Here is a 12,870-nt window from a genome sequence, read left to right on the forward strand (position 1 = left end):
GGCTCGCTTGACGAACGAGGGGAACTCCGATTGCCATGCCCGAGCGACTAGCCCTGCAAGCCGGTGACGGTCTGCCCGCCCATGTGCACGGTGCAGCCGACCCACGATTCGCCTGCGCAGTGAAGACCTTTGCCAAGCTTTTTCCCGGCCCGCGATATGGCGGTGGGGCGCTGTCCGTATATGTTGATGGGGAACCCGTCGTCGACGTGTGGACCGGCTGGTCGGATCGTGACGGCACGGTGCCCTGGTCCGCGGACACCGGGGCGATGGTCTTCTCCGCGGGCAAGGGAGTGGCCTCGACGGTCCTGCACCGGCTCGCCGACCGTGGGTTGCTCTCCTACGACGTCCCGATCGCGCAGTACTGGCCCGAGTTCGGCGCCAACGGGAAGTCCGAGATCACCGTGCGTGACATGTTGCGTCACACGACGGGTCTGTCCCGGCTCGGTGCCATCACCACCGAGCAGTTGCTCGATCACCGGTTCATGGAAGAGCGACTGGCCGCGGCACCGCTTGACCGCCTCGCCGGCCGGGCGGCCTATCACGCGTTCACTTTTGGCTGGTTGGCATCCGGATTGGCCCGCGCGGTCACCGGCAAGGGCATGCGGGAGCTGTTCCGCACGGAGATCGCGCGACCACTGGACACCGACGGTATTCATCTGGGGCGGCCGCCGGCCGACGCGCCCACCAAGGCCGCCCAAACGATGTTCCCGCAACGCTTCTCGGGCGGTGCGGTGCTCGGCCGGGTGATTTCCACGATGGCCAAACTGCCGGTTCCGGGTCCGCTCGGTGCGACCTACGTACCCGGCATCACCTCCCTGCTGCAGGGCGACATGGCGCTGCTGGACAGCGAGGTGCCCGCGGTGAACGCGGTGGTGACCGCACGGGGGCTGGCCAAGATGTACGGGGCGCTCACCAACGACGGAAGTATCGATGGACAGCGATTCCTGTCGGAGGAATTGGTCGCGTCGCTGACGGGCAGGCGCAGTTTCCGGCCGGACCTGAACGTCTTCTTCCCGATGTCCTTTCACCTGGGCTACCACGGATCACCGGTGCCGGGCCTGCTGCGGGGCTTCGGGCATGCCGGTCTTGGCGGGACCATCGGCTGGGCCGACCCGATTACCAAGAGCTCGTTCGGCTTCGTGCACAACCGGCTGCTGACCCCGATGGTCGCCGACCAACTCCTCTTCGTGCCCCTGCTGATACCGCTGCAGCGTTCCGTCAACGAGGCGCACGGCAGTGGGCTTGTCACCGTAGCCCGTTTCGGTGCAAGATTTTCCGACCGGGTGCGCACCGAAACCGCCGGCCGCTGAACCGCAAACCTCCGGCCGGTACGCGAACGCAGATGGATCTCTCGCGGGCAGTTCCCCATGCGGAGATTGAGGCGTTGTCTCGCCGGTATGCGGCGGCGCTCGATCGCCGCGACCGCGACGCGCTGCTCGCGGTGTTCGTGCCCGACGCCTCCGTGCTCGTCGAAAGGCCGGGGCGCGAACCGAAAACGATGACGGGTCACGACGAGATCCAACGGATCATTGGCATCGTCGCGCGCTGGCCGCGCACGGCCCACCTCATCGGCCAAGCACTCTATGTCGTCGAGGAGAAGTCGGCTATCGACGAAATCTACTGCACCGCAACCACTTTCGCGACGGCGAACCGAGCGGCCACAACCACGTCATGCACATCCGCTACCTGGACAAATACTCGCTCGACGGTGAGGGTCGGTGGCGGATCGCGCACCCCGGGTCGTCGTCGAAGCGACCGAAGACCGGCGCGCGTCGATCGGCTAGGGCGCGCGGATCGACTCGAGCTGCGCGAGCAGCATCCGGTCGAAGTAACACCGTTCCAACACCAGATCGGGCCCGCGAAAGCCGAACACGTTGACGCTCAACATGTCGAGCGGCGTGTCAGGTGCAGTCGTCCGGGTCTCCACGACCAGGCCGTCGTCGCCATGGTAGATCGCCTCGGCGGCGTAACGCAGCATGGGCAGATCCGCCCACTGCCGCAACAGCATCGCGCGGACGGCCTCGTCGCCGTCGAAAACGGTTCCGGTGGGGATGATCTCGTAGCGCGGGTGGGTGAAGGTGGCCATCGCCGCCTCCAGATCGCGCGCATTCTCGGCCGCGACGTGGCGGAGCACGAGCTCTTCGCGGGCGTGCCGCAGCCCGGGATCAGGACTCACTTCGGCTCGAAGACAGCGAGGTTGCGGCCGTCCTCGAGCGGCACCCACGCCAGCCTGACGCGGTCACCGACCGAGGGAGGGGGGCCGAAGACGTTGGACATCATGCGGACACCTTCGTCCAGATCGACCAGCACCACCGAATACGGCACCTTGTCGGCGAGGGCGGGAAGCGCGGCGCGGTGGTGCACGCTGACCGCATGGACGACTCCGTCGCCGCTCAGCTTCTCCCACACCAGCGACGACCCGCCGCAGTGCGGGCAGACGAACCGCGGGTACCAGACGAGCCGCGCGCACGATTCGCATCGTTGGGCCGTCAACTCGTGACGGCGGGTCGCGTCCCAGAACGGCGCGGACACCGGGCTGGGCTGCGGGACAGGCAGCGTATCGGTCACAGCGTCGCCTCCGTTCCCAAGATCACCGTCGAGGTGGCCGAGAGCACCCCGCCGGTGCCATGTGCGACAGCCGTTTTCGCTTCTGGGACCTGACGTTCGCCGCATTCGCCGCGCAACTGCCGCGTGGCCTCGACGAGCAGGAAGGCCCCGAACGCCCCGGGGTGGGTGTAGGCCAGGCCGCCGCCGGACGTCTGACCGGGCAGCGTGCCCCCGGGCCCCAACGCGCCGTCCGCGACGAACGGACCGCCCTCGCCCTTGTCGCAGAAGCCCAAGTCTTCGAGCGCCAGCAATACCGTGATGGTGAACGAGTCGTAGAGCTCGACCACGTCGATGTCGGCAGGGGTGAGCCCCGCGGCACGGAAGGCGGCCGGCCCCGAGCGAGCACCCGGTGTAACGGTGAGGTCGGGCATTTGGGAGATCATCGCGTGCGAGGCCGCCGACGCCGCCCCCAGGACGACGGCGGGCGGCTTGGCCAGGTCTCGCGCGCGCTCGGCGCTGGTGACCACCAGCGCCGCGGCGCCGTCGGTGACCAGACAGCACTCGAGCTTGTGCAGCGGTTCGGCGAGGAAGCCCGAGTTCAGGACGTCCTGCACGCTGATCGCCTCGCGCAGGTGAGCCCGCTCGTTCAGCGCGGCCCACCGCCGGGTGTCGACGGCGATCTGCCCCAGCTGTTCGGGCGTCGTCCCGTAAGTCGCCATGTGCCGGTTGGCCGCCAGGGCGTAGGCGCTGATCGGGAGCATCACCCCGAACGGCGTCTCCCACTCCAGCCGCTCGGGGGTGGCGAAGACGCCGAGGCCCTTTTCACCGCGTTTGCGCGCGGCGCGCGGCGTCGAGGCGTAGACGATCACCACGGTCTGCGCTTCGCCAGCCGCGATCGCTGCGGCGGCGTGCTCGACATACAACCCGTAGCTGGCGCCGCCGGTCTGCGTCGCGTCGGTGAAGCGCGGTGCTATCCCCAGGTACTCGGCCAGTTCCACCGCATGCATGAGCGTTCCGCCGGTGCAGGTGCACAGGCCGTCGACGTCGCGCAGCGACAAACCCGCGTCGGCCAGCGCGGCGGTGATCACCCGCGCCTCGAGCTCGCGCAGCGGAACGTCGATCACTCCGCTCGCCGAAACCTCATCGGCGACACCGACAATGGCGGCCACACCTCGGGTCGTCAACGTGGTGTCCCGTCAAAGAGTTCGCGCAGCGCGGGTTGGCTGACCTTGAGCGAGGGTGTGCGGGGCAGCTGTTCGACGATGATTAGCCGGGCCGGTACGTAGTAGCGGCTCAATCGTTCACGCACATGGGCGAGCAACTCCTCCGGCGTGACGCGGGCGCCGTCGGCCAACTCGACCGCCGCGACCGGCACCTGGCCAAGACGTTCATCGGGCAGGCCGGTCACCCCGGCATCGCGCACCGCCGGATGCTCGCGGAGTACGCCGACAAGTTCGGCCGGATTGACCTTGAAACCGCCGCGAATGATGACGTCGTCGGTGCGCCCGTCGACGAACACAAAGCCGTCGGCGTCGACCCGGCCGAGGTCGGTGGTCCGCACCCAGTCCCCGCCGGTGGTGCGAACCTCGATGCGGCCCTGCTGGCCGCGCGGCATCTCGGTGTCCCCTTCCAGGGACATGACGCGGATCTCCCGGCCGCGCTGCGGGCGCCCCACGCTTCCACGTTTGGCGCTGGCCCACTGCCGGTGCAGGGCGAGGTTCCAGCCGGCCACGCCGCCAGCGAATTCCGTTGCGCCGTAGGACGGCAGCACCGCGACGCCGTAGCGGCACTCGAACCTCGTCTGCACGTCGACCGGCAGATGTGCGGTGCCCGAGGTCACCACCTCGACGCTCGAGAAGGCCTCCGGATCCACCCCGGCTTCGAGCACCATCACCATCGCCGACGGCACCAGGCTCACGGCCTTCGGACGGTGCTGAAGTAGCAAGTCCACAAAATCGGAAACGCGAAATCGCTCGAGAAGCGCAATCTTTCTTCCCTCGCAGATGTTGAGCAGCGTGCGGAACAGCCCGGACATGTGCACCAGCGGCGAGGAGACGATCGCGACGCCCGAACGCAGCCTCGGTTCCGAGTCGTGCCCGGCGCCAACCCGGTAATGCGCGCCCGCCGCCGCGACGGTGTGCTCAAACGAGCTGTAAGACAGTGGTATTCGCTTGGGCGGACCGGTCGTGCCGCTCGTCAGCATCTCGACGGCCACGCCGTCACCGGGCGGGCGGAACGGGCCCGGTCCGCAATGTTGCAAGCCCTCCACAACGGTCGCGCCGGCCGGGTCACTCGATACGCGAACACCCAGGGCCCCGGCGGCGGCGTCGACCACTCCCGTGCGCTCCCAGTCGGTCGGTAAGGCCACCACCGCGGGCAGCCGCAGCTCGCGGATGTCCGCGCAGAGCCCGGCGTCACCCTGGGACGGGCTGATCGTGACCACGCAACCTCCGGTCAGCAACACGCCAAGCACGGCGCCGACCATCGCGGGATGATTTCGCAGCACCAGCCCGACGGGAGAACCCTGGCCCAAACCGGCCGCCCGCAGACAACCTTGGAGGCCCGCGGCGGCGTCCGACAATCCCTGCCAATCCACCCATCGACCCTCATACTCGATCGCGGGCGCCCGCGGGTCGAGGGCGAGCACCGTGCGGATGCGGTCGGCGAGTTGCTGGTTCAAGCCGCGGCTGCCGCGAGCTCGGTCGCCGCGGGGATCACCTCTTGGGCGAACAACTTCATCGACTCGTACACCTTGGTGCGGTCCATGGCGCCGCCGCGCGACATGCGCAAAATGATGTTGCGCCAGCCCATGTCGATGACGGTTCGCATCTTGTCGACGATGCGGTCGGGATCACCCATCAGCGTCAGGTGCGAGTTGAGCACTTGCTCGTAACTCTGCTTGTCGTGTTTCTCGAACCAGTCCGAGTAGGCCTTGTAGTCGGCCGGTATCTCGCCGCCGCGCTCGAACGGGCTCGAATACTGGCGATGAGTCTGAATGGAGAGCTCGACGCTCTCGCGCGGGTAGCTGCGGGCGAACGCATCGTCGGCGTGGCAGAAGGCGTTGAGGAGCGCCCACACGTTGCCGGTGGCGGCGTCAAGTCCCTTCTGGGACTGCACCTTCAGGTAGATGTCCAGCGCGCCCTGCAGATCCGGGTCCACCTGGTAGGGGTTGCCGATGATCGCCCCGAAACCCTTCTCGGCCAGCCACTCGAAGCTCGACGGCGTCTTCATCACGGTGCCCCACACGGGAATCGGCTGCTGCACCGGCCGCGGGAAGATCGTGACGTCCTCGATCCGAAAGTACTTGCCGTGGAAGCTGACGTTCTCTTCGGTCAACAGGCGGCTGACGATTTCCACGCACTCCTGATATCGCCCGGTAGCCTCGTCCATCGAGATACCGAAGCCGGTGAATTCATGCGCCTGGTAGCCACGCCCGAAGCCGGCGTCGAAGCGCCCGCCGGACAGGACGTCGACCAGCGCGATGCGTTCGGCCAGCTGGATCGGCTCGTGGAAGGGCGCCACCATGCACGCGGTGCCGATTCGGATGCGTTCGGTCTGCGCGGCGATGGCCGTCGCCACCTGCGGCAGGTCCGGGAGCATGCCGTAGGGGGAGAAGTGGTGTTCGGCCAGCCAGATCTCGTCGTAACCGAGCTCCTCCGCCCAGCGCGCCTCCTCGAGCACGTTGGCCAGCACCTCGCGCTCGCTGAGGTGGTTGGGTTTGTCGCCGAGGATGAACACGCCGAACTTCATGTCGGTCCCTCCCGCTTTCCGCATCGGCAAAAGTAGTTGCACTGACTGCCACAATAATGCACGATTAAACACATATCGTCAATCCGTTCAGTAGGGGGTGTCGTGGTTCTCTCGGACTCTGCGGTCGGAACCGCTCTGCCGCCGAGCACCTTCCGCTGGAGCGAGACCGACGTGATCCTGTACGCGTTGGGCGTGGGCGCCCGCCCACCGTCGGAGCTGAGACTGCTCAACGAGGCTCACGGCCCCGACGTGCTGCCGACTTTCGCCCTGGTGGCCAACTTCTGCGCCGTCAAGGATCTGCGCAGTGTGCTCGATCTGGGGACGCACCCGATCGTGCATGCGGCGCAATCGCTTCAGCTGCACCGGTCGATAGGTGCCACCGGGGAACTGTCGGTGCACGCCGAGGTGTCGGCCGTGTGGGACAAGGGCAAACACGCTGCCGTGGAGTTGACCAGCCGAGGTGCCGACTCGGAAGGGACCGTGTTCGTCGCGACGTCCCAAACCATGGTGCTCGGTGCGGGGGGCTTCGGCGGCGACCGTGGACCCGCTGCCGAACCGGATCCCGACGGCCCGCCGGACGCGGTGTTCGACGACGTCGTGCGGCCCGAGCAGGCCGCCCTCTACCGGCTCTCGGGGGACCGCAACCAGCTGCACATCGACCCCGAGGCAGCCCGAAAGTACGGCTTCGACGACGTCTTCCTGCATGGGCTGTGCACGTTGGGGTTCGCCGCGCGGGCGGTGATCGACCGGATCGGCGACGGGGACCCCCGCTCCCTGACATCCTTGGGCTGCCGGTTCTCCAAGCAGGTGAAGCTCGATGCGCCGCTGCGGACGGAGATCTGGCGAACCGACGGTTCGGTGCGTTTCCGGACGCTGCAGGGTGACGCCGTCGCCCTGAGCTCCGGAACCGCCACGCTGGCAGGGAAGTGAGCATGGACCAACGGCGGGCCCGCGGGTTGCGCAACCGACAGGCGCTCATCCACGCGGCGATCGAGCTGTTCAGCACTCAGGGCTACGAGGGAACCACCGTCGATCAGATTTCGGCGGCGGCCGGGGTCGCGCCGCGCACGTTCTTCCATCACTTCGCCAGCAAGGAAGACATCCTGTTCGACGGTTACGCCGAACGGCTGCAGGAAGCGATCCGGCGTTTTCGTGCCGCACGCTCCGACTCCCTGTGGGACGCACTCGCCGAGACGTCGGTGGCGGTTGCGCAGGCGATCGCCGATCAGCCCGACATGTTCTTGGTGCGCGCGCGGATGTACCACGGGTTGCCGGCCTTGCGCGCGACCATGCTCCGGATCAACGAGGACTGGATCGATCAGCTCACGACTGAAGTGGCCCGCTGGCTGGGCAGCGAAACTGAGCCGGACTTGCGGCCTCGACTGGCCGCCACGCTGATCAACGCCGCCAACCGCGCCGCGATCGATTCGTGGGTCGCCGGCGGTGGCCGGGGTGACTTGTCGCAACTGATGACCGAATCCGTGGAGTTGGTGCGCCCCTCGATCGTTGCGATCGAACGGACCGGCACGACTTCTGGGGCCAGGCGGGCGGGTGGGCAGCGTGTCGGGTGACTCCCACCCCCTTGCCGTCGTCACCGGGGGAGCGCGAGGCATCGGGGAATCGATTGTGGCCGAGCTCATTCGCGGCGGGTACCGGGTGGCCGCGATCGACGTGAACGCGAAGGCCATTGCGCGCGCCCAGGATTCGGAGGACGCAAGATCGGGATTGCTCGTCCCGATGAACGTATCGATCATCGACCGTCAGGCGGTCGAGGACGCGCTGAGCGGACTGGATGGCCGGTACGGTCCCGTTCGAGCCTTGGTCAACAACGCGGGAATGACGCTGCCCGGCACGTTTCTCGAGCAGACGGACGAGGACTGGGACCGCATCGTCGAGGTCAATCTCAAGGGCACCTTCGTGATGGCGCAGGTCGCCGCACGGCAGATGGTCGCCCACGGCGGCGGCGCCATCGTGAACGTCAGCTCGGTGTCGGCCCACGGGGTGCGCACCGGGCCGCCCGCCTATGCGGCCGCCAAGGCCGGTGTCGAAGGGCTGAGCCGGCTGATGGCCGTTCAGCTCGGTCTGCACGCCATCCGGGTCAACACCGTCGTGGTCGGCACCACCGCGACACCGTGGCTGTTGTCGCGCAAGACCGAGGACGAGCTGGCACAAATGCGCGAGACAACGTTGACCGGCAACATCGGTGAGCCGGACGACGTGGCGGGCGTGGTGGCGTTTCTCTGTTCACCCGCCGCCAAACACGTCACCGGCCAGTTGATTTCGGTGTCGGGTGGGCAGTGGATGCCATGACGGCGACGCGGAACGACAAGACAGATGTTGATGTAGTGTTTAGTGCTACGAATCGATGCCAGGGGATGTCGTGGAACTGAAGAGAATCCTGTTCGACGTCAGCGAGCAGGTCGCCACCATCACGATCAACCGACCGGAGCGGCTCAACGCCACCGACGACCTGACCCGCACCGAACTCGGCATCGCGTGGGCACGGGTGCGGGAGGACCCGAACATCCGGGTCGCCATCATCACCGGAGCCGGCGACCGGGCGTTCTCCGCGGGCCAGGACATTCGGGCAACGGCCGAGGGCGGCATTCGCAACAAGGTTCCCGGCTCGCGGCTGCACCACAACGTGTGGAAGCCGGTAATCTGCGCCCTCAATGGAATGGTCGTCGGCGGTGGGCTGCATCAGGTCGCCGATGCCGACCTCATCATCGCGGCCGAGCACGCCGAGTTGATCGACACGCATCTGGCCGTCGGCAACGTGTTCGCGCTCGAGCCCGCGGTGCTGCTGCGCAGAATGCCGCTGTCGATGGTGATGCAACTCGGGCTGATGACCAAGCAGGGCCGGATCAGCGCCCAGCGCGGCTACGAGGTCGGCCTGATCAACGAGGTCGTGCCCGCGGACCGGCTGCAACAGCGGGCGCGCGAAATCGCCCTGGACATCGCGAAACTCTCGCCGGCGACGGTCCAGGCGTCGATCAAGGCGATGTGGAGCAGTCTCGATGTCGGGTTACGCGCGGCCAACGACGTCGCGTATCGCTATGTGCTGCAACACCAGCTGACCCATCCCGACTACCGGGAAGGCATGCTCGCGTTCGCGGAAAACCGGGAACCGCGGTGGGTCGTGGAATGAGCAGTGGAATGGCGCGCGATGAGTGAGACGGCACGGACTTTCGCCTACGAACCGATGCCGTACGCACCGGTCGTCCCGGCGATGCTGGTCGACCTGGTAGCCGCCTATGGGGACGACGACTTCGTCATTTCCGCAGCGGGCGAAGGGGCGATCGAGCGAATCACCTATGCGCAGGCCGTTACTCGGTCCGCCGAGATGGCGCGACGGTTGCTCGCGGCGGGCGTCACGAAAGGTGTTCGGGTCGGAATCCTGGCGCCGAACGGACCCGATTTTGCGGTCGCTTTCCTGGCCGCCACCCGGATCGGCGCCGTGGCGGTGCCGATCAACACCTTCTTTCAGCCGCCGGAGTTGAGCTGGCTGCTGCGCGACGCCGACATCCACACCCTGATGTCGGTCGACTCGCTACTCGGCAAGGACATGCTGGCACGTGTCGGAGATGCGACGGGCGGTTTTCCGGCCCCGGGCGTACCGCTGACCCTCGAACGGCTGCCCCAGTTGCGCAATGTCTTTGGGCTCGGCGGGGCCGGGCGCCCCTGGCCCAGCGCATGGCCGGACCCGGTCCCCGAAGCGTTTCTGCGCGCGTGCGAAGCCACCGTCCGCCCGTCCGACGACCTGGTCGTCATCTACACGTCGGGAAGCACCTCCGACCCGAAGGGTGTCATCCACACGCACGGCACCGTGATAACGCACTCTCGGTTCGTCGCCACGCAGCACGAGTGGAAGCCCGACGATCGCGTTTACATTCCGATGGTGTTCTTCTGGGTCGCCGGGCTGGTCTTCGGTCTGCTCGGACCGATGCAGACCGGTGCCACCATTCTCACCGAGCACAAGTTCGACGCCGGCGAAGTATTGCGCCTACTCGAAACCGAACGTGCCACTTACGCAACGGGATTCCCGCATATCGGGCGCGCGCTGGCGAATCATCCCGACTTCGCCTCCGCCGATTTGTCAAGTCTGCGCGGGGGATACCACCAGGTGCTGCTGCCTCCGGAACTGCGCGCGGCGGATCCGTCACTGCTGGTGACGCAGTTGGGGATGACCGAAACGTGCAGTTCCCACACCTGGTGGCCACCGCACGAACCGGTGCCCGAAAGCAAGCGCGGTTCACTCGGGGTTGCCGCACCCGGCTACGAGCACAAGGTCGTCGACGAGTCCGGTGCGCAGGTGTCCAACGGCACCGTCGGCGAAATCTGTGTGCGGGGAGTCGCGATGATGCGCGGCATGATCGGACGGCAGCTCAGCGATCTGTTCGACGCTGACGGCTGGTACCACACCAAGGACGCCGGATATCTGGATGACGATGGGTTCCTGTTCTTCACCGGACGCACCGACGACATGATCAAATCCTCGGGCGCCAACGTCGCACCGGTGGAGGTCGAGGCGGTGATCGGCGGGGTCGACGGCGTGCGGATCGCCTATGTCGTCGGCGTTCCGGACGCGGACAAGGGCGCGCTCGTCTGCGCCGTGGTCGTGCTCAACCAGGGGCGGTGCGCCTCACCCGATGAACTCGCGGCGGCATGCCGCAACGAACTTGCCGCCTACAAGGTCCCGAAGCGGTGGGTCATTCTCCCCGACGCCGATCGGCTGCCGTACACCACTACGAACAAGATCGACAAGCCACGGCTGGTGCAGCTTGTCACGTCCGGGGAGCTGGCATGACCGAGTTGGAGGCGCGGATCGCCCGACTGGAGGCCATCGAGGAAATCCGTCAGCTGGCGGCGCGGTACGCGGTGGCGCTGGACATGCGCGACTTCAATTCTCTGGCTAGCCTTTTCGTCGATGACATCGGGGTGCCGGGCAAGCGCCACGGCCGCGACGCATTGCGCCAGTGGTACGACGCCGAGGTCCGTCCGACGCTGCTGGGCAGCGCGCACGGTGTCCTGGGCCACGTCATCGACGTCCACGACACCGATACCGCGAGCGGTCTTGTCTACTCGCGCAACGACTTGGAAACCGAGGCCGCGTGGTTCGTAGAAATGCTGGCTTATCTGGACCGCTACGAACGGCGCGGCGGCCATTGGTATTTCGCGCGCCGGACCCCGCTGTTCTGGTACCGCAGCGACATCACCGAGCCGCCGGTGGGTCCGCGGAAGGTGCACTGGCCCGGCAGCCCGAGCCAAGACGGGTCGTTTCACGACGCCTTCCCGTCCTGGGAGGCATTCTGGGCCGCCGACCCCGGACGCTTCGACGCGCCGGTCCCGGCCCCCGCCGCCGTCGGCCAGTGGCTGCGCACCCTGCGCCGGGGCGCTGAAGCACCGCGGGTGAGCCCGACCGGACGCCGGACTGCGGAGCCTTAAATGTCGGCCCAAGCAATGGGATTCGGATTCACCGACGAGCAGGATGAGTTGCGCCGCGTCGTGCGCTCTTTTCTCGAAAGCAAGGCCGACGAGGTGCACGTGCGCCGCCATATGGAAAGCCCGGTGGGCTACGACTCGTCGCTGTGGGCGCAAATGTCCGGCGAACTGGGCCTGGTCGGGCTCGCAATCCCCGAAGAATTCGGCGGTCAGGGGTACACGTTCGTCGAACTCGGCATCGTCGCCGAGGAATTGGGCCGAGCCCTGGCTCCCTCGCCATATTTCGCATCGACGGTGTTGGCCTCGAACGCGCTGCTCGATTCGGGTGACTACGCCGCCCAACGGCATTACCTGCCGGGCATTGCGTCCGGAGCGACCATCGCCAGCCTGGCGGTCACCGAGGAGTCGGGCCGCTGGGAAGCCGGGGCGATCCACACGCGGGCGCGAGAGACGGCACACGGCTGGGTGATGGACGGAGCGAAAACCTATGTCCTCGACGGCTGCAGCGCCGATGTGCTGTTGGTGGCCGCCCAGGCCGACTCCGGGTTGTCGTTGTTCGCCGTCGACCGGTTCGACAGCGTCGCCCGACGCGCGCTGTCCAGCCTGGACCAGACCCGAAAGCAGGCCCGCGTCGAATTCACCGCAACGCCGGCCTCGCTCGTCGGCCGGTTGGGCGGCGCGGAGGGACTGTTGCGGTCGACCCTCGCGCTCGGTTGCGCCGCGCTGGCCGCCGAACAGGTCGGCGGCGCGCAACGCTGCCTCGAGATGGCCGTCGCCTACGCGAAGGCGCGCAAACAGTTCGGCAAGCCCATCGGCTCGTTCCAGGCCATCCGCCACAAGTGCGCCGACCTCTTCCTGGACATCGAATGTGCCCGCGGGGCCGCCTATTACGCGGTGCGGGCCGCGGCCCAACGCTCGCCCGAACTGCCGGCGGTGGCGTCGTTGGCCAAGGCGTGCAGTTCCGAGGCGTACGCCCGGGCCGCTGCCGCCAATATCCAGATTCACGGTGGCATCGGGTTTACCTGGGAGCATCCCGCCCATCTGTACTTCAAGCGGGCCCAATCCTCGGGGCATCTGCTGGGTGACGCGTCCTATCACCGGGGGCTCGTCGCCGACGAAATCGGGCTCTGA

13 protein-coding genes and 1 pseudogene are annotated in these 12,870 nt (G+C 67.3%); 9 read left to right on the forward strand and 5 right to left on the reverse strand.

Annotated features, from left to right (window positions below):
- Positions 1–35: 35 nt before the first annotated feature.
- Together DQP58_RS02245 and DQP58_RS27005 are read left to right on the forward strand one after the other, a co-directional pair.
- Entirely contained in the window at positions 36–1,310 is a 1,275-nt protein-coding gene (locus tag DQP58_RS02245) for a serine hydrolase domain-containing protein (RefSeq protein WP_112706877.1), read from the forward strand.
- 32 nt (positions 1,311–1,342) lie between these two features.
- Positions 1,343–1,609, forward strand: a pseudogene (locus tag DQP58_RS27005) (nuclear transport factor 2 family protein); the annotation flags it as partial.
- A gap of 171 nt (positions 1,610–1,780) precedes the next feature.
- On the opposite strand, the gene DQP58_RS02255 reads toward DQP58_RS27005, so the two are convergent.
- The 5 genes from DQP58_RS02255 to DQP58_RS02275 are packed head-to-tail and all read right to left on the reverse strand — an operon-like array spanning position 1,781 to position 6,321.
- The gene (locus tag DQP58_RS02255; RefSeq protein ID WP_240629529.1) at positions 1,781–2,176 is read right to left on the reverse strand and encodes a nuclear transport factor 2 family protein; all 396 of its coding nucleotides are present in this window, start codon (positions 2,174–2,176) and stop codon (positions 1,781–1,783) included.
- A complete protein-coding gene (locus DQP58_RS02260) occupies positions 2,173–2,568 on the reverse strand; it encodes a Zn-ribbon domain-containing OB-fold protein (protein WP_240629531.1) in 396 nt (131 codons plus the stop codon). The genes DQP58_RS02255 and DQP58_RS02260 overlap by 4 nt, the downstream gene beginning before the upstream one ends.
- Entirely contained in the window at positions 2,565–3,731 is a 1,167-nt protein-coding gene (locus tag DQP58_RS02265) for an acetyl-CoA acetyltransferase (RefSeq protein ID WP_112706880.1), read from the reverse strand. The genes DQP58_RS02260 and DQP58_RS02265 overlap by 4 nt, the downstream gene beginning before the upstream one ends.
- Complete coding sequence (locus DQP58_RS02270) at positions 3,728–5,227, reverse strand: class I adenylate-forming enzyme family protein (RefSeq protein ID WP_240629532.1); 1,500 nt, start codon at positions 5,225–5,227, stop codon at positions 3,728–3,730. Before DQP58_RS02270 ends, DQP58_RS02265 begins: the two co-directional genes overlap by 4 nt.
- Positions 5,224–6,321 carry an LLM class flavin-dependent oxidoreductase gene (locus DQP58_RS02275; RefSeq protein ID WP_240629534.1) on the reverse strand — a complete coding sequence of 366 codons (1,098 nt, stop codon included), beginning with the start codon at positions 6,319–6,321 and terminating at the stop codon, positions 5,224–5,226. The genes DQP58_RS02270 and DQP58_RS02275 overlap by 4 nt, the downstream gene beginning before the upstream one ends.
- Positions 6,322–6,399: 78 nt before the next feature.
- Between DQP58_RS02275 and DQP58_RS02280 the strand changes: the two genes are divergently transcribed.
- From DQP58_RS02280 to DQP58_RS02310, 7 genes are all read left to right on the forward strand, one after another.
- Positions 6,400–7,227, forward strand: a complete 828-nt coding sequence (locus DQP58_RS02280) for a MaoC/PaaZ C-terminal domain-containing protein (protein WP_112706882.1) — start codon at positions 6,400–6,402, stop codon at positions 7,225–7,227.
- Between the two features lie 2 nt (positions 7,228–7,229).
- On the forward strand, positions 7,230–7,868 hold the full coding sequence (locus tag DQP58_RS02285; RefSeq protein ID WP_112706883.1) for a TetR/AcrR family transcriptional regulator: 639 nt from the start codon (positions 7,230–7,232) through the stop codon (positions 7,866–7,868).
- Positions 7,858–8,607, forward strand: a complete 750-nt coding sequence (locus tag DQP58_RS02290) for an SDR family NAD(P)-dependent oxidoreductase (RefSeq protein WP_112706930.1) — start codon at positions 7,858–7,860, stop codon at positions 8,605–8,607. The genes DQP58_RS02285 and DQP58_RS02290 overlap by 11 nt, the downstream gene beginning before the upstream one ends.
- A 70-nt stretch (positions 8,608–8,677) precedes the next feature.
- A complete protein-coding gene (locus tag DQP58_RS02295; RefSeq protein WP_112706884.1) occupies positions 8,678–9,445 on the forward strand; it encodes an enoyl-CoA hydratase-related protein in 768 nt (255 codons plus the stop codon).
- 18 nt (positions 9,446–9,463) lie between these two features.
- Positions 9,464–11,104: a class I adenylate-forming enzyme family protein gene (locus tag DQP58_RS02300; RefSeq protein ID WP_112706885.1), complete on the forward strand. Its 1,641-nt coding sequence runs from the start codon at positions 9,464–9,466 to the stop codon at positions 11,102–11,104.
- A complete protein-coding gene (locus DQP58_RS02305; RefSeq protein ID WP_112706886.1) occupies positions 11,101–11,742 on the forward strand; it encodes a nuclear transport factor 2 family protein in 642 nt (213 codons plus the stop codon). The genes DQP58_RS02300 and DQP58_RS02305 overlap by 4 nt, the downstream gene beginning before the upstream one ends.
- Positions 11,743–12,870, forward strand: coding sequence for an acyl-CoA dehydrogenase family protein (locus DQP58_RS02310; protein WP_165827773.1), 1,128 nt, complete (start codon positions 11,743–11,745; stop codon positions 12,868–12,870).

This window comes from Mycobacterium colombiense, assembly GCF_003284975.1.
Taxonomy (GTDB): Bacteria; Actinomycetota; Actinomycetes; order Mycobacteriales; family Mycobacteriaceae; genus Mycobacterium; species Mycobacterium europaeum_A.